Raw genomic sequence first — 16,673 nt, 5'->3', positions numbered from 1 at the left:
AGGAGGGTTCTTCGCGTCTTCAGGACTACTCTTGAGTCGCTGCCTTCATGCGAGCTACATACTCGGCGAGTTCCTTATGCAATGCTTTCTCATCGGAAATGCGACCTGGAGTTCCTTCTACTGGCCTGCCTTCCGTGTCTGTTTCACGTGAAACGTAGCGATCAATAATCTTGGTGATTGCGGAGCCTGTAATAGCCCCCGCTGCCCCAGCGGTCACGGCGTCGCGCACGTGTTGCGGCTCAGATATGCCGAATCCTAACAGCACCGGAGGTCCGTCAAACCTCTTGATGTTAGCGACGACTTCTTCTAGGCCAATTGTTTCTGATTGTTTTTCGGCACCGGTAACTCCATCGCGTGAAACTGCGTAGATATATCCCCGCGAGCTTTGAGCGACGCCCTCGAGGGTGTGTGCTGTCGCGCGGGCTGGGGCGATAAAGATTGGATCAATACCGGCCTTTTCCGCTGCGGTGATGAATGGAGCACCTTCGCGAACGGGGACGTCGGGAAGCAAAATGCTATCCGCGCCCGCTTCTGCAAACTCGGCGTAGAACCGGTCGAAACCGCAAGTGAACGCCACATTGCCGTAGATGAGCATGCCGATGGGAAGCTCGGGAAATTCCGCGCGGATTGTTCGCACCTGTTCCAAGGCGGAATCTACGGTGGCGCCGCCATCGATCGCGCGAAGGTGGGAGGCCTGAATGGTGGGGCCGTCGGCCACTGGGTCAGAAAATGGAACACCTAGCTCCAATGCATCGGCTCCGGCCGCGACGACGGTTCGCACGATGGCCAGCGTGTGCTCCGGCGTGGGATCGCCCAACATAAGGAATGGGACGAAAGCGCCCTCTCCCCTGTTGTGTAGTGAGCGGAATAGGTCTTCGTATCGAGTGCTCATTAGTTCTTCTCCTGGAGTTCAAATTCTGGGTGGGTCTCAAGGGTGTGGCGAACGTGGTCGATATCTTTATCGCCGCGACCGGAAAGGGAGACCAAGATGTTGATGTCCTCGTCCTTACGCTTTAACGCGTAGGCCAACGCATGGGAGGACTCGAGGGCAGGAATGATTCCTTCTTTTGTGGATAGAAGCTGGAATGCTTCGAGTGCTTCGGCGTCAGTAATGCCGACATACTGTGCACGGCCACTGGCGTGTAAGTGTGCGTGCTGCGGTCCTACACCTGGGTAGTCGAGTCCGGCGGAAATAGAATAGGATTCTTCCACTTGGCCGTCCGCGTTGCGCATGAGGTAGCTGCGCGCGCCGTGGAGGATGCCGACCGTACCGTTGTTGATGGTGGCACCGTGCTTGCCGGAGTCTAGACCTTCGCCGCCAGGTTCGGCGCCGACGAGTTCCACTTCCTCTTCCTCAATAAAATCTGCGAACATACCGATTGCATTAGAACCGCCGCCGACGCAAGCCACGACTACATCCGGTAGCCCACCGGTGCGCTCAAGCATCTGGGTCTTAGCCTCTTCAGAGATGACCTTGTGGAACTCTCGGACGATGGTTGGGAATGGATGCGGCCCGGCCGCGGTCCCGAGGAGATAGTGGGATTCATGGAAGGTGGCGGTCCAATCACGGAGGGCTTCATTTACCGCGTCCTTAAGAGTTCCGGATCCGGTGTCGACGGCGACGACCTTCGCGCCCATCAGCTCCATTCGGAATACGTTTGGCTGTTGTCGGGCCACGTCTTTAGCGCCCATGTAGACCACACACTCGAGATCAAGAAGTGCGCAAGCAAGTGCAGTAGCGGTGCCGTGCTGTCCCGCTCCGGTCTCGGCAATAATGCGTGTCTTCCCCATCCGCTTTGCTAGCAGTGCCTGACCAAGGACCTGGTTTGTCTTGTGTGCTCCACCGTGTACGAGGTCTTCACGTTTGAGGAAGATGCGCGCCTTGCCCCCGAGGTTCCTCGCCTCTGTAATTGGTGTGGGACGGCCGAGATAATCACGCAATAGCGTGCTTAGCTCTTTGCGAAATGCGGGGTTGTTTTGTGCGTCGACAAAGGCCTTCTCAAGTTGGTCGAGCGCCGGGATGAGGGATTCGGGGACGAACTGTCCGCCGAATTCACCAAAGTATGCCGGAAGGAGCGTTTCACGTGAAACTGTCATCGTTCTCTTCTTTCTATGGGTGTGTGTAGTTTCGAATGGTGCTAAAGGCTTGGGCGATCAATGAGGAGTCCTTGCGGCCGGGCGCATGCTCCAAGCCTGAATTGAGGTCGAGTCCCGCCGTGTCGATTGACAGTGCCTCTTCTAGGTTGTCTAGCCGGAGCCCGCCGGCGAGCAGGGATTTCTCCTTCACTTCAGGGGGAATCGTCCGCCATTCAAAAGTGGTTCCTGTCCCGCCACTGCCGGAGTCGAGGACGAGTGCCTCTACTTCTGGTACTAGGTCCGGCGTCAAGGAAGCGAAGTCAGGGTTATGCATGTCGATGGCCCGCCAAAGGTTGAGACCGTTAGCGACGCCGCGAACATCGTGAAGGAGTTTCAGCTCTGCTTCCCTACTACCTTGGAATGGGGCGTGGAGCTGTAGAACTTTGAGGCCGGGGACCCCGGCTAGGCTCCGTAGTGTTTCCACATCCGTAGACCGCGTCACGGCTACGTACTCCAGCTCTGGTTCTGCGGAAATGATGCTTTGTGCGGTTTCACGTGAAACACTGCGGGGCGAATCCGGCGCGAAGATGAGTCCCCCGTATCGGGCTCCAGCAGCACGGGCTGCTTGTGCGGAGGAGGCGGTGGTAAGGCCGCATACTTTATTGGCGCCATAGACGAGGTCACGCGCCGCTCGATCGATGTCCTCCTGGGAGGTGAGCTGTGAGCCTACAAGGAAGGCATGTGCGTGGGCTCCTAACCGGCGGACGGTGGCATTATCGCGGATTCCAGATTCGGAAACTATCACCTTTCCGTCTGGAATATGGCGGGCTAGGCGTTCGGTGCGGCCCAGGTCGATGCTGAGATCGTGGAGGTTGCGGTTGTTAATGCCGATGATATCGACGCCAAAATTCACTGCGCGATCCACTTCGTCCTCGGTAATGGCTTCAGTCAAGACGTCTAGGCCTAGTTCGTCCGCCAGTGCCTTGAGCTCACCGTAGGTGTCATTGTCCACGATAGACATCATGAGCAAGATGGCATCGGCACCGTAGTAACGCGCGGCATAGACCTGGATGGGATCGACGATGAAGTCTTTGCACAGCACCGGCACATGGGTGGATAGCGCGACGGTCTGTAAGTGGTCATAGTTGCCGCCAAACCGATTGGGCTCGCATAACACCGAGATGGCGGAGGCATAGCGAGAGTAGATCCGGGCAATATCGCCCGGGCGATAGTCCTCGCGAATTTTGCCAAGGGACGGCGAGGCGGACTTGCACTCCATGATGAAGCGGTTGGTGCCACGGAGGGCGTCGGCAAGCGAACGCTCCGAGCGTGGCACGCTAGCCAGGTCCACGTGGGACAGGCGCTCTCGGAGTGCGGGCAGGTGAGTGCGACGCTGGGCGACGATCTCCTCGAGCACCGTAGGCAAAGTATTCTCCGACATTAGCTCTCCTCCCCTACTGCATAGTTGGCGCTCTCGTGAAGGGTGAGCCACTGTTCAACAGTGCCGCTGCCAATCAGTTCCTTTGCGTGAGTGACTCCCGCCGCAATAGTTTCCGTGGTCCCGTTGAGGTAAAACATGGCGCCGGCGGTAGCGGCAATGGCGTCACAATGGGCGGGCTCGCCGCGGCCGGCAAAAACCGTGCGGAGGGCTTGGGCATTGGCGGCGCCGTCGCCGCCGGCTAGGTCCGCTAGTTCGTGGCGCTTGATGCCGAGGTCTTCTGGGGTGAGCTCATAAGAGACAATCTCGCCGTCGTTGAGCTCCCAGACCTGTGTCGTGCCGTGGGTAGCGATCTCATCCGTTCCAGCACCATGGAAGACCAAGGCGCGCTCTCGGCCGAGCTCTCGAAAGACTTCCGCGATGAGTTGGCCTTGGGCTGGGTTTGCGATGCCCATAATTTGCAGTGACGGGCGTCCTGGGGACAGGAGGGGTCCTAGTGTATTGAAGATGGTGGGGATACCTAGCGCCTTGCGCACCGGTTGTACGTGGGCGACCGCTGGGTTGTAGGCCGGGGCGAAGAGGAACGTGAAGTTGGAAGCTTTAAATTGGCGCACTGCTCGGGCGGCGTCTAGGTCCAGTGGGATATTCAGGGCTTCGAGGACATCGGCTGATCCGGACTTGGAAGAGACCGAGCGGTTGCCATGCTTGATCATTCTCACTCCCCCGGCGGCGGCAATGAGGGAGGCGCCCGTAGTGATATTGATAGTATTCGCGCCATCGCCACCAGTGCCGGCCGAATCCATGAGTCCTTTTCCAGTGATGGGGAATGGATAGCCCACTTTCAAGAAAGCTTTGGCCGCGCCGGCAATGTCTGCGAAGGTCTCGCCGCGGGTGCGAATATGGGTAAGCAGCGCCGCGATATGAATATCGTCGTAGTCGCCCACAGCCAAGGGGGTAAATACCTCCATGGCTTCTTCCATGGTGGGCTGAGAGTTATTCAGGAAGGCTTGTAAGGTACGCAGGGGTGTGTGATTCATTTTTAGTGCTCCATATCCATAGTGGTGTGCATAAATAGTTGATTAACGCAACTTTCAAGCATGAGGGGGCCGCGGGGAGTGAGGATGGACTCAGGGTGGAACTGCACGCCGAGAGCCCTACCGTCGTCCGTTTCGGCCGCCATGGCTACCTCTCCGATGTCCGTGGACGTACGTGCGAGACAACGCATCCCCCGAGGGAGGTCCGTACATCCAAGCGAGTGATAGCGCGCCACCGGAACTTGCGTACCAAGGTGACCCGGTTGGTCCGGCTCAGTATCGGTGGCAAGGCCCTGAAAGACGGGGTGCATTACGCCGGCCTCGGTCAGGGTCATCGGGATGGACTTCCCGTGCACGGGGCCGCACGGTTTGACCGAACCGCCGTGGTGCTCGAGTAGTGCTTGGAAGCCGAGGCATACGCCAAGGATTGGGGTGGTGCCTAGGGTGGCGTCGATAAGTTCCATCATGCAGCCGGCGTCCCGTGGATGACCGGGGCCCGGGGAAAGCACAATAATGTCGGGTTGTGCGCGCAGCACGTCGTGCACCGCTACGGTATTACGAAACACGGTGGTGTCGAACCCAGCAAGGGCATCGACGAAGTTGTAGACAAAAGAATCGTGGTTATCTAGCAGGACAATATGCGGCGAGCTCATCGCTGTACCTCCAACTCGGCTCCGTGTGCAATGGCGATGGCATGGAGTACGGCGTAGGCCTTATGCACCGTTTCATCGGCCTCGGCTTGCGGCACGGAATCCTTGACCACTCCGGCGCCGGCTTGCACCACTGCGGTTCCGTCCTGGACGTAGGCCGAGCGGATGACGATGCAGTTATCCATGGCTCCATCGCCGCGCAGGTATCCCACCGCCCCGCCATAGGAGCCGCGGCGCTTTCCCTCCGTGCGGCGCACCAGTTCGGTGGCGCGCAGTTTGGGAGCTCCGGTGAGCGTTCCCATGTTCATGCACGCCCGGTAGGCATCGAGCGCATCGAAGTCTGGGTGGAGCGTCGCTGTGACTCGGGAGACCAAGTGCATGACCCGCGAGTAGCGGTCAACGTGCAGGAGTTCTGCTACCTTCCGGCTGCGGGGCACGGCCACGCGAGCGAGGTCATTGCGTGCAAGGTCAACCAGCATCGTGTGTTCCGCAATCTCTTTCTGGTCTGTACGCATGTCCAACTCGTTGCGAATATCTAGTTCATGGTTGATGCTGCCATCCGGGTTGAGCCCGCGCGGCCGAGTTCCGGCGATGGGATAGAGCTGGACCTGCCTATCTTCTGACGTGAATTTGAGGTTTGATTCTGGCGAGGCGCCGAAGAGCTCATAGGCGGCACCGCGGACGTAGAACATATAGGGCGAGGGGTTAGTCTTGCGAAGCGCCCGGTAGGCAGCCAGGGCGTTGGGGCATTCCACGGTGAAGGCGCGCGAGGGCACTACTTGGTAGATATCGCCGGCGTGAATACTGCCTTTGAGCTTGGCGACGTCCGCCCGAAACCCCGCATCATTCACATCGGCCACCGCCCGGATCCTTTCCCTTTGCGGCGCCGTGGGACGGGCGGCCGCCGGCAGTGAGGCAAGAGAATCCAACTCTTCCTTCAGGTGCCCTTCGTCGATGTCCCAGCCTTCTAGGCGCGCAGTCCCTTGCAGGTGGTCCACTGCGAGGACCGTTTGGGCTACCAAGAATTCAAAGTCCGGGTAGGTGTTGACCCCAGGCTCAACCTCGGGGAGTTCCTCAAAAGTAGCGAAGTAGTCATAAGCGAATCCGCCCCCAAGGAACGGCAATATTGGAGAGGAATAGTTGGCTTCTAATTGCAGGAACCGCAAAACATCGGCGGTAGATTCGGCAAGAAGCCGTTCCCGCTCGTCTGGAAGCGTGGACTGCGAGAACTCGAAAACTGCCCCGGTAGTTTCACGTGAAACTAGGCGATGGTGGAACCGGTCCTCGAGGGAAGGAAGGAGCGTCTCCCCTGCCTCCGTGAGCGCGCGTACCTCTACCCTCTGGCCGTGGCATGTTACTTTCAGGGCGGCCCTGAGGACCGCGAGGCAATTGAGATTCTTCTTTGTCTCAATGTCCGCGCTTTCGAGAAGTAGGGAGTCGTGCGGTTGTGCGAGGGCGTCAAAGATTGCGGCCGCATCACTGCCGTAGGAGATGTCGCGAGTGGCGGTGTATGGCATTGCAGTGCCCTTTCGATGGGTGTGGGGAACGGGGAAACGGATAGGAAGCTTCCGCGAGCAGAGGCACTAAAACGCCAAAAGGCCCGCAGAATGCGAGCCTAAAAATGGGATGTGGAATAAGGCCCGCGGGTTACGCGCGCCACCACCAAGCAGTAGTCATCTTCTTCATAACGGTCATACTAACCTACATTTCTATAGCCTGTCAGGTAATCGATAAAAATATTCGCCCTCTCCCCCTAAGCGCTTGTGCTTGGCGCAGAACCAATAAAGCCAGCTAACGAATCGCGGTACTGTGGGGTGCATTCACGCAATGGAGAAAGGTGATGAATATGAGCATCGACCAGAAGGAACTACTAGCGAAGGTCCCCACTCAGCTTTTGATTGGCGGACAGTGGCGCGACGCGTCTTCCGGCGAGACCTTTGACGTAGAAAATCCCGCGACGGGCGCGACTATCGCCACGCTGTCGTCAGCGAATTCTGATGATGCGGTGGCTGCCCTCGATGCTGCCTGTGCGGTACAAGATGAGTGGGTGCGCACCACCCCGCGCGAGCGCGCCGATATACTCCGCCGCGCCTTTGAATTGGTACACGAGCGCGCCGATGAATTCGCCACCCTGATGACCCTTGAGATGGGAAAGCCCTTTGCCGAGTCCCAAGGTGAGGTCACCTATGGTGCGGAATATTTGCGGTGGTTCAGTGAGGAAGCCACGCGTGACTATGGCCGCTACTCCCCTGTCCCGGAAGGCACCTTGCGCATGGTTACCCGCCGCAAGCCCGTGGGTCCGTGCCTATTGATTACTCCGTGGAACTTCCCCCTCGCCATGGCCACCCGGAAGGTTGCCCCAGCCGTTGCAGCGGGCTGCACCATGGTCCTGAAGCCGGCCAAGCTGACGCCGCTCACCGCGCAGTACTTCGCGCAAACCATGCTCGATGCTGGTCTGCCACAGGGCGTGCTCAATGTTGTCTCCGGCAGCTCCGCTTCGGCCATTTCGGAGCCTTTGCTTGCCGACGCCCGCTTGCGCAAGCTCTCCTTCACCGGTTCTACCCCAGTGGGCAAAACCCTCCTCAAGGGTGCCGCGGATAATGTCTTGCGCACCTCTATGGAGCTCGGCGGTAATGCACCGTTCATTGTTTTCGAGGATGCGGACATCGACCAAGCGGTTGCGGGAGCTATGGGCGCCAAGATGCGCAATATCGGCGAGGCCTGCACCGCGGCCAATCGCTTCTTGGTGCACGAGTCCGTGGCAGAGCAGTTTACACAGAAGCTGGCAACAGAGTTTGAGAAACTCGTCGTTGGCAATGGCATGGACGAAGGCGTGACGTGTGGTCCGCTGATTGAGGCTAAGGCGCTCGACAATGTTGCAGCCCTGGTTGAGGATGCGGTGGACAAGGGTGCGACCGTTGTCACCGGTGGCACCCGCGGCGAGGGCGCGGGCCACTTCTATGCGCCCACTATCCTGAGCAATGTTTCACGTGAAACTCGCGTGGCTCAGGAAGAAATTTTTGGACCGGTCGCGCCCATCCTAACCTTCAAGGATGAATCGGAAGCGCTAGAGATTGCGAACGATACGGAGTACGGACTTGCCTCCTATGTATATACGGAGGATTCCGATCGCCTCTGGCGCGTTGCCGACGGCCTCGAGTTTGGGCTGATGGGATTCAATGCCGGTGTCATCTCCAATGCCGCTGCCCCATTCGGTGGCGTCAAGCACTCTGGTTTAGGGCGCGAAGGCGGCGCCGAAGGTATTGAAGAATATACCTCGGTGCAGTACTTGGGTATCCGTGATCCTTATGCCGGCGCCTAGGATTCAAGAACTTTTCTTAAGCGCGAATAAGTCAACGCTACCTACCCAGTGCGTAGCATTTTCCAGTTCAAAGTGTAGCGATTGTCGGTAGCCGCCCGTGTACGGGCGGCGTCGGTAAGGGCCTGGAAAGCTTTTCAATTAACCTTTGCAGCCTGCGGGGCGTATAGTTCCTCTCCGTAAAATTTAATTTCTATTTCCTTCATCTGCGATGCGTGGCCTTATGGCCAGCGCGTGGAGAGGGAATTTTCTTTTTGTTATTTGGAGTGAGTATATGACGTCTACAGAATCTGCAGCGGCTAAGCCGCCGCTGATTACGCCTACGTTTGTCCTCGCGTGGGTGGCTAATTTTTGTCAGTTCTTGGTCTTCTACCTGTCCGTAACCACCATGGCCCTCTACGCGGTAGAGAGTTTCGGGGCATCGGATACCGTGGGTGGTTTCGCCTCCAGTGCCTTTGTTCTGGGCGCGACGTGCATGCGCGTGTTCTCCGGCTGGATCGTGGACCGCGTGGGCCACAAGAAGGCGGCCTTGACTTCACTGGTCTTCGTCACAGTTGTAGCTGTGGCGTACTTTTTTGCGCATAATGTTGCGGTCTTGATTATCGTGCGAATGGTGCACGGCGCGGGCTATGCCTTGACCTCTACCGCACTCATGGCGGTAGCGCAGTCCGTTATCCCGCACGAGCGCCGTGCGGAAGGCACCGGATACTTCGCCTTGGGCACTACCCTGGCAACCGCGTTCGGTCCAGCTATCGGCCTGTTCTTGGCCAATAACATCGGCTACACTACGCTATTTGCAGTCGCCCTTGGCGCAAATATCGTTTCCCTGATCCTGGCCTTGGTGCTGCGCTATCCGGCCGAGGTTTCCTCCGAAAAGCCGGCCTTTAGGCTGCGCAATGCCGTACACCCCAACGTGGTTCCCATCGGTCTATTCATGCTCCTAGTCGGCATCGCCTACTCCGGCGTGGTTACCTACCTCAACGCCTATGCACGCAAGGAAGACCTGGCCACCGGCGCAGGGCTGTTCTTCATTGGCTATGCGGTCACGATGCTCATCATGCGCTTCGTCTTGGGGCGCATCCAGGACCATAAGGGTGATAATGCCGTGATGTACCTCGGATTGGCCGCCTTTGTCGTGGCGCTGCTGCTTATGGGCTTCCCCACCAATGACGTCATGCTGGTGGTCGCGGGCGCCTGCACCGGTTTGGGCTTCGGCACCCTCAGCCCCGCCTGCCAAGCCATCTCCGTGCGCTCGGTGCCTGCCGCGCAAATGGGCGCGGGCATCTCCACCATGTTCCTGCTCATGGACCTCGGCATTGGCCTGGCTCCATTCGGCCTGGGCCCCATCGTTGCGGCAACGGGCTTCGACACGATGTATCTCATTCTCGCGGGCCTCGTGGTTATCGCCGCTATCTACTACTTCTTTGTGCACGGCCGCTTCCCAAAGGCGAAGGGGCACCATCTGAGCTTTGAAAAGGGCGAGTAACACAGTTACCACTCCCCTACTTCGCACTTAGCATGTAAGGCACGCCAGCACTGAGTGCTGGCGTGCTTTTGTTATGCGCGCACTCCGGGGGAGAAGACTGTGCTGGACTCTTGGCAAGCTAAACGTCGTGACGTGGCCTGCGGTTCCGGAAGTAGAGTATGCGTCTAGACTCGCTGTGCAGGGATGTGCCGACTAACGGTCCCGGTCCCTACTGTGGGCCTCTGCGGCTTCCCATAGCGCCGAGTACAAGCCACTGGTGCCTGGCCTGCAGGCCTAGGGCGGGGCAATGACGAGCCCGATATGAGGACGCGGGACGGGCGGATATCTTTCGAGCACTGCCGAAATTGATGGGAACGCTTAAGAGGTTGGGGCGGCGGGCAGCGAAGCTTATGCGCATCTTGATGGCGGACTATAAGTGCTTGTGTAACTAGGTGCGAAGCGAGTTCTGTTGGTGAGTGGGCAGGCAGCCAGCATCGATAACGCGCCGGGCCAGGGCGCGGTCGCCCATCTTGGCGGCAAAGGCCATGCGCATGGTGATGCCGTGGCTGGGCGGGGTATCCAGCTCAATGACATCGCCGGGGCGAATGCGGCCGGGGGAAATGATGCGCAGGTAGGTGCCGCAGTCGCCACGTGCGGTCCAGCGCTTGAGCCAGCCGCGCTCCCCTAGCCAGCCAGCGAAGGTGGCACACGGTTGGCGGGGTACGGAGACCTCAAGCACAGCGGTGCCGATGCGCACGCGCTGATTGATGAGCAGAGCAGACAGATCGATGCCCTGCGTCGTGAGGTTTTCGCCAAAGCCGCCGGAGGCCACCGGGCGGGAAAGCTCGGATTGCCAGTAATCCAGTTCCTCGCGGGAGTAGGCGTAGACGGCCTTATCGTTGCCACCGTGATGTTGGGTGTCACCAATTATGTCGCCTTGCACGCCGGACCCATCGCCATAATGGGGTCCGGGTGGCGCCAGATCGATAAAGTCCTGCGGCTTTTTGTCGATGCCCGAGAACTCATGCCGCCCGCTCGGGTCCGGCCGGCGGACGGCGACATTGGTGGAGATGACCTGCATGCCTGTCACCCTAGCTGAGTGTGAGCGCCTCCGCGGTGAGAATATCGCGGTAGAACAGCTGCGGGGCGAGGGAGACGGCCTCGGCGAGCTGCGGGAGGGCGTCGTCAAGCGTGGCAGCGAAAGCAGGATCCGCCAGCTTGCCATTGGCCACGCCGCGCGCCGTGATGGCAAAGACATAGGAAATAAACGGCATCCAGGCGGAATCGCCGAGCTCCGAATTGCCATCGCCAAAGGCGTCCAGCGCGAGCAGGGTATGCAGGACGGACTTATCGACGCCCAGCTGTTGCAGCGTCACCCGCAGCTGCATTGCGGTGCTACGCAGGTTGGAAATGGTGCCCAGGCGGGTGAGTGCAAGGTCATTGGCAAAGCACTCGCGCAGTGCGGCGATGCGGTGGGCATCATCGCAGAGCTGGTCGCTGTCCGTTGCTGGCGTAGGTGCCTCGCCCGTTGCGCTCATCAGCAGCATGGGACGGGTGACATCGTCGACGCCGGTGGACGGCACGCGTGCGAGGGAGGCGGAGCCGTGGGCTTCGACGTAGTCATGGGCGGCGTCGGCAAGCGCGGCCAAGAGCGAGGAAGGCTCGCCGGCCGGCTCCTCGCGGCGGAAGGCGCGGGAGACCAGGCCGGTGCGGACAAAGGCGCGCATGCGCTGCCCCGGCTCAAAGTCCGCGGCTATAAGTGCATCCATGCTGGCGCGCGGATCGGCCTCAATCTCCTTGATGATTCCCTCGAAGGTTTCCTTGGCCTTGGGTGCGAGGCGGCGCATGGCCGCGTAGGTAGGCCACATACCCTCGGTGTTTTCGGTTTCACCGTCGTGGAAGATGATAAGAGCGCTAGCCGGCGGGTACTGCGGCGCGGCCAAGTCGCTGGCCGGCTCATCCTCGCGGAAGTCCACGATGAGGTGGCCGGCGTCCAGCAGCTCCTCGGGCAGCTCAAAGCCTTCCTCAGTGGGCTCCAGCGGTTGCGGCTCGCCCGCAGGATTGCCCAGCGGCCACGCCCAAGCCAGCAGCTCTACCTCCTCCTCGTGCGTCTGCTCGGGGACGAGGATGCCGTCCTCAATGGTTGCGCGGGCGACCAATGGTGCCTTGCGCACGGTGGCGATGGCGGCATAAATGAGGTCGCTGGCCGCGGTGGCCTCATATTCCATGACGCGACGCTCAAAGCTGCGCTTCTGGTGCGCTGCGCGCTCCTTTTCCGGCAGGCCTTCCAAGTACTCCTCATAGGACAACGTGGACCACAGGAGGTAGAGCTCCAGCGAGGTCTTCTTCGTCAGTGCCGACTTCAGCGCGCGGTTTGGTACGGACAGGCTGGTGGCGGCTTCCGTAGAGCCATTGGCGGTGACAAGGTCCCTAATCTTCTGGTTCTTATCAATAACCACGAATTTTGCCAGCGGTAGTGGCTCCGGAGAATGAATGGTAAAAAGTGCATCCGCATCGAGCTGGTCCGCCAGGATGACCTGCTTATCCAGGTAATCCACGGGCTCGGCCGCGGTGCGCTTCACGCGAGTACGAATCGTCGCCGGTTCCACCTGGAAGGTCAGCTCATAGCCAGCCTCACTGCCGACGGTCTCCTCGCGCACGCTCTCGTCCTCGCCAAAGACGCGCTGGCCCTTTTCCATCTGGATAGCCTTGCCCGGCGCAGAAGCCAGGGCATAGCTAAACGGCGAAAGGTTGCCTAGGGCATCAATAAAGCGGAAATTAGTGCCGCGCGGACCCTCGTTCTTCGCGCGCATGTGCAGCGATTCTGCAAAATTGAGGTACTGGATATCCACCAGTTCCTCGTCCTTGTACAGGGTGAAGCGGTAGCGGCCTACCCAGGGATCCTCGAAGGCGTCTGCGGGGAGCACCTCGTGAATGCCCTCCGGTAGTTCATCCTCCAGCACGGCCTCCTCTTCCCCACCAATGGGGACATAGGCCAGCTCCATGCTGAGTTCCGTATTGGCGATGACCCGCGGGGACTGGGTATAGACCAGTTCACCATCGAGGCCATGGGCATTAGGTAGCGTCTTCACGGCCATGTCCCAGGCAAAATCAGGGCTGCCGGACACCTTGATGGTCGCGGGCTCCTGGCGTGGAACCTCCACGGTGAAAGACTGGATGACCTCTACCGGGGCGATGGTCCAGCCCTCCCATGCGCCGTGGGGACGGGCCTCGCCGACCTTGGCCTTAGCAAGCTCCGTGCCGGTGGGGGCGATGAAGGTATAAGAACCCTTGGCTACCGCTGTGGTGGTATCGACTGGCCGATGGGTGGAATCCAACAACAGGCCACCATTGGCCACGCCGGCGAATTCCACTGTGTGCTCCTCAAAGGAGACGCTGAGGTGGCTAAAGGCCCGCGGCATGCTGATCCACAAGCCGGGCTCCTCGCCCTCCACGTAGTAGAACTTGCGGGTGTCCTCGCTGCCGTCGAGCAGCTGTGCGGTCACGGTCCACTGGGGATCTTCTGGCTCATAACCTGCGGTTACGGCCGGTAGGTACAGCTCCAATGTGTTGGTAGCTGGGGAGAGGCGCAGGTGCGGGATCCCCTGAAATACCGCTGCGTCTGCAAAAGATGATAGCTGGCTGCGAAACTTCTCCTGGCTCATTTACCCCAGCCTAGATCATTTTCATGCAGATCTGCATTTTGGCTGCGAGCGGCGGAAATGACGCGAAAACCGGGGGCGATTACGGCGGGGATTTTGGGTGTGCGTGCCATGCGGAACGCGGAAAGCGTAGCGAACTACCCCGCGCCGGGATGCGGCTATTACACTGTGTGATTATGACTACCCAGAGCGATTCCACTTCGTACCGCTATACCCCGGAGCTGGCGAACCAGATCGAGAAGACCTGGCAGCAGTACTGGAAAGACAATGGCACCTTTAATGCCCCGAACCCGGTGGGCGAGCTCGCCACCGATGCGGGCGAGTTGCCTAAGGAAAAGCTCAATGTGCAGGATATGTTCCCCTACCCTTCCGGTGCGGGCCTGCACGTGGGACACCCACTGGGATATATTGCCACCGATACTTACGCCCGCTATAACCGCATGCTGGGCAAGAACGTGTTGCACACCTTGGGCTACGATGCCTTCGGCCTGCCGGCCGAGCAGTACGCCATCCAGACCGGTACCCACCCGCGCACCACCACCGAGGCGAATATTGAAAACATGCGCCGCCAGCTGGGCATGTTGGGCCTGGGCCACGATCCGCGACGCTCCGTGGAATCAACCGATCCGGAGTTCTTCAAGTGGACGCAGTGGATCTTCCTGCAAATTTATAACTCTTGGTTCGATGAGGAGCAGCAGAAGGCGCGCCCGATTGCAGAGCTCATCAAGGAACTAGAGGCCAATAAGCGCACCACTAAGGACGGCCGCTACTACGAGGACCTCACCGAAGAGGAAAAGGCTGCGGCCATCGATGAATTCCGCCTGGTCTACCTGTCTAATTCCACGGTGAACTGGTGCCCGGGCTTGGGTACCGTGCTGGCAAACGAGGAGGTCACCGCTGAGGGTAAGTCCGAGCGCGGCAATTTCCCGGTCTTCCGCAAGAACCTCTCGCAGTGGATGATGCGCATTACTGCCTACTCCGATCGCTTGCTGGATGATCTGGAGCTATTGGATTGGCCGGACAAGGTCAAGTCCATGCAGCGCAATTGGATCGGCCGTTCCCGCGGCGCAGAGGTCTCCTTCCCTGCCGAGGGCTACGAGATTGAGGTCTTTACCACCCGCCCGGATACCCTCTTCGGTGCCGAGTACGTGGTGCTGGCCCCAGAGCATGAGCTTGTCGACGCCCTCCTCTCCCCCATCCCTTATGACGATGACGTGGATGAGCGTTGGACCTATGGCCACGATGATCCGAAGGAGGCCGTGGAGTCCTACCGCACCGATATTGCCGCCAAGTCCGACCTGGAGCGCCAGGAGAACAAGGAAAAGACTGGCGTCTTCCTGGGTACTTATGCCACCAACCCGGTTTCTGGCAAGAAGGTCCCGATCTTCATCGCGGACTATGTCCTGACCGGCTACGGCACCGGCGCCATCATGGCAGTTCCGGCGCATGACACCCGTGACTACGAGTTTGCCCAGGCCTTCGGCCTACCAATTACGGAGGTTGTCTCTGGCGGAAACGTGGAGGAAGAAGCTTGGACCGAGGACGGCGCGCTGGTTAATTCCTCCAACGACAAGGGCCTGGATCTTAACGGCCTAAATAAGGCCGAGGCCATTGCCGCGGCCATTGAATGGCTGGAAAAGGACGGCTCTGGCCGCGAAAAGGTGCAGTACAAGCTGCGCGATTGGCTCTTCGCCCGCCAGCGTTACTGGGGCGAGCCCTTCCCCATCGTCTACGACAAGGACGGCTTTGCCCACGCCCTGCCGGAATCCATGCTGCCGGTAGAGCTACCAGAGGTGGAAGACTATAAGCCAGTTTCCTTTGATCCCGAGGACAAGGATTCCGAGCCACAACCACCGCTGGCAAAGGTGCGCGATTGGGTCGAGGTAGAGCTGGATCTGGGCGACGGTCCACAGACCTATTTCCGCGATACCAACGTTATGCCGCAGTGGGCGGGTTCTTCCTGGTACCAGCTGCGCTATATCGATCCCCGCAATGATGAGGCATTCTGCGATATCGAAAACGAGCGCTACTGGACCGGCCCGCGTCCGGAGCAGCATGGCCCGCAGGACTCGGGCGGCGTGGACCTCTACGTCGGCGGCGTCGAGCACGCCGTGCTGCACCTGCTCTACTCCCGCTTCTGGCATAAGGTGCTCTTTGACCTGGGCTTTGTTAGCTCCCAAGAGCCCTACCGCCGCCTGTACAACCAGGGCTATATCCAGGCCTATGCCTACACGGATTCCCGCGGCGTGTACGTTCCGGCCGCTGAAGTAGAGGAAAAGGACGGCAAGTTCTACTACAACGGCGAAGAGGTCAATCAGGAGTACGGCAAGATGGGCAAGTCCCTCAAGAATGCCGTGGCTCCGGACGATATTTGCCGCGACTTCGGTGCCGATACCCTGCGCGTTTACGAGATGTCCATGGGCCCGCTGGATACCTCCCGCCCGTGGGCTACCAAGGACGTCGTAGGTTCCCAACGCTTCCTGCAGCGCCTGTGGCGCCTGGCCGTCAATGAGGATACCGGCGAGCTGGCTACTACCGACGCCGAATTGAGCGAGGACGATCTCAAACAGCTCCACCGCACCATTGCGGGCGTGCGCGACGATTACGAGAACCTGCGGCTGAATACCGTTGTGGCCAAGCTCATCGAGTACGTCAATTACCTGACTAAGACCTACCGCACCCAGGCCCCGCGCGCCGCCGTAGAGCCGATTGCACAGTTGGTCTCCCCCATCGCCCCGCACATCGCGGAGGAGCTGTGGCAGCGCTTTGGACATGACGAGACCATCACCTACCAGCCTTTCCCCACCTTTGAGGAAAAGTACCTGGTAGACGATGAGATCGAGGTGCCGGTGCAGATCAACGGCAAGGTAAAGGCCCGCATCAACGTAGCTGCTGATGCTGACCAGGATGCGGTCTTCGAGGTTGCCCTCGCCGATGCCAAGATTGCCGAGCTGACCAACGCTAAGAACGTAGTCAAGAAGATCTACGTCCCTGGCCGGATGGTCAACCTCGTGGTCAAGTAGAGGGTA

At 59.6% G+C, this 16,673-nt stretch carries 11 protein-coding genes; 3 read left to right on the top strand and 8 right to left on the bottom strand.

From position 1 onward, the window contains the following. Positions 1-25 precede the first annotated feature (25 nt). From trpA to QP915_RS08770, 6 genes are read right to left on the bottom strand one after another with little or no spacing between them, the layout of a single operon-like run. Positions 26-892 carry a tryptophan synthase subunit alpha gene (gene trpA, locus QP915_RS08795; protein ID WP_284769073.1) on the bottom strand — a complete coding sequence of 289 codons (867 nt, stop codon included), beginning with the start codon at positions 890-892 and terminating at the stop codon, positions 26-28. Next, entirely contained in the window at positions 892-2,097 is a 1,206-nt protein-coding gene (trpB, locus tag QP915_RS08790) for a tryptophan synthase subunit beta (protein WP_284769072.1), read from the bottom strand. The genes trpA and trpB overlap by 1 nt, the downstream gene beginning before the upstream one ends. Positions 2,098-2,110: 13 nt before the next feature. Then, positions 2,111-3,517 carry a bifunctional indole-3-glycerol-phosphate synthase TrpC/phosphoribosylanthranilate isomerase TrpF gene (gene trpCF, locus QP915_RS08785; RefSeq protein WP_284769071.1) on the bottom strand — a complete coding sequence of 469 codons (1,407 nt, stop codon included), beginning with the start codon at positions 3,515-3,517 and terminating at the stop codon, positions 2,111-2,113. Next, entirely contained in the window at positions 3,517-4,551 is a 1,035-nt protein-coding gene (gene trpD, locus QP915_RS08780) for an anthranilate phosphoribosyltransferase (protein ID WP_284769070.1), read from the bottom strand. Before trpD ends, trpCF begins: the two co-directional genes overlap by 1 nt. Positions 4,552-4,553: 2 nt before the next feature. Beyond that, a complete protein-coding gene (locus QP915_RS08775) occupies positions 4,554-5,201 on the bottom strand; it encodes an anthranilate synthase component II (RefSeq protein WP_284769069.1) in 648 nt (215 codons plus the stop codon). Beyond that, positions 5,198-6,715 (bottom strand): anthranilate synthase component 1, encoded by a 1,518-nt coding sequence (locus QP915_RS08770; RefSeq protein ID WP_284769068.1) that lies wholly within the window; start codon positions 6,713-6,715, stop codon positions 5,198-5,200. The genes QP915_RS08775 and QP915_RS08770 overlap by 4 nt, the downstream gene beginning before the upstream one ends. 323 nt (positions 6,716-7,038) lie before the next feature. On the opposite strand from QP915_RS08770, the gene QP915_RS08765 reads away from it, so the two are divergent. Both QP915_RS08765 and QP915_RS08760 read left to right on the top strand, forming a co-directional pair. Then, the gene (locus QP915_RS08765) at positions 7,039-8,520 is read left to right on the top strand and encodes an NAD-dependent succinate-semialdehyde dehydrogenase (RefSeq protein WP_502869328.1); all 1,482 of its coding nucleotides are present in this window, start codon (positions 7,039-7,041) and stop codon (positions 8,518-8,520) included. Between the two features lie 271 nt (positions 8,521-8,791). Then, entirely contained in the window at positions 8,792-10,003 is a 1,212-nt protein-coding gene (locus QP915_RS08760; protein WP_284769066.1) for an MFS transporter, read from the top strand. A gap of 427 nt (positions 10,004-10,430) precedes the next feature. Here QP915_RS08760 and QP915_RS08755 read toward each other — a convergent pair whose 3' ends face one another. Both QP915_RS08755 and QP915_RS08750 read right to left on the bottom strand, forming a co-directional pair. Then, positions 10,431-11,063 carry an MOSC domain-containing protein gene (locus QP915_RS08755; protein ID WP_284769065.1) on the bottom strand — a complete coding sequence of 211 codons (633 nt, stop codon included), beginning with the start codon at positions 11,061-11,063 and terminating at the stop codon, positions 10,431-10,433. 10 nt (positions 11,064-11,073) lie between these two features. After that, positions 11,074-13,647 carry a hypothetical protein gene (locus QP915_RS08750; RefSeq protein WP_284769064.1) on the bottom strand — a complete coding sequence of 858 codons (2,574 nt, stop codon included), beginning with the start codon at positions 13,645-13,647 and terminating at the stop codon, positions 11,074-11,076. A 173-nt stretch (positions 13,648-13,820) separates the two neighbouring features. Here QP915_RS08750 and leuS point away from each other — a divergent pair, with 173 nt between their 5' ends. Beyond that, positions 13,821-16,667, top strand: coding sequence for a leucine--tRNA ligase (gene leuS, locus QP915_RS08745; RefSeq protein WP_284769063.1), 2,847 nt, complete (start codon positions 13,821-13,823; stop codon positions 16,665-16,667). Positions 16,668-16,673 lie beyond the last annotated feature (6 nt).

Origin of the sequence: Corynebacterium sp. MSK158, from assembly GCF_030229085.1 — a bacterium.
Taxonomy (GTDB): domain Bacteria; phylum Actinomycetota; class Actinomycetes; order Mycobacteriales; family Mycobacteriaceae; genus Corynebacterium.
The sequence above is the reverse complement of the archived record's forward strand: the minus strand, read 5'-3'. Positions and strand labels throughout refer to the sequence as shown.

Coding starts and splice junctions, on each gene's coding strand:
- trpA (WP_284769073.1), bottom strand. CDS start 892: ATGAGCACTCGATACGAAGACCTATTCCGCTCACTACACAACAGGGGA.
- trpB (WP_284769072.1), bottom strand. CDS start 2,097: ATGACAGTTTCACGTGAAACGCTCCTTCCGGCATACTTTGGTGAATTC.
- trpCF (WP_284769071.1), bottom strand. CDS start 3,517: ATGTCGGAGAATACTTTGCCTACGGTGCTCGAGGAGATCGTCGCCCAG.
- trpD (WP_284769070.1), bottom strand. CDS start 4,551: ATGAATCACACACCCCTGCGTACCTTACAAGCCTTCCTGAATAACTCT.
- QP915_RS08775 (WP_284769069.1), bottom strand. CDS start 5,201: ATGAGCTCGCCGCATATTGTCCTGCTAGATAACCACGATTCTTTTGTC.
- QP915_RS08770 (WP_284769068.1), bottom strand. CDS start 6,715: ATGCCATACACCGCCACTCGCGACATCTCCTACGGCAGTGATGCGGCC.
- QP915_RS08765 (WP_502869328.1), top strand. CDS start 7,039: ATGAATATGAGCATCGACCAGAAGGAACTACTAGCGAAGGTCCCCACT.
- QP915_RS08760 (WP_284769066.1), top strand. CDS start 8,792: ATGACGTCTACAGAATCTGCAGCGGCTAAGCCGCCGCTGATTACGCCT.
- QP915_RS08755 (WP_284769065.1), bottom strand. CDS start 11,063: ATGCAGGTCATCTCCACCAATGTCGCCGTCCGCCGGCCGGACCCGAGC.
- QP915_RS08750 (WP_284769064.1), bottom strand. CDS start 13,647: ATGAGCCAGGAGAAGTTTCGCAGCCAGCTATCATCTTTTGCAGACGCA.
- leuS (WP_284769063.1), top strand. CDS start 13,821: ATGACTACCCAGAGCGATTCCACTTCGTACCGCTATACCCCGGAGCTG.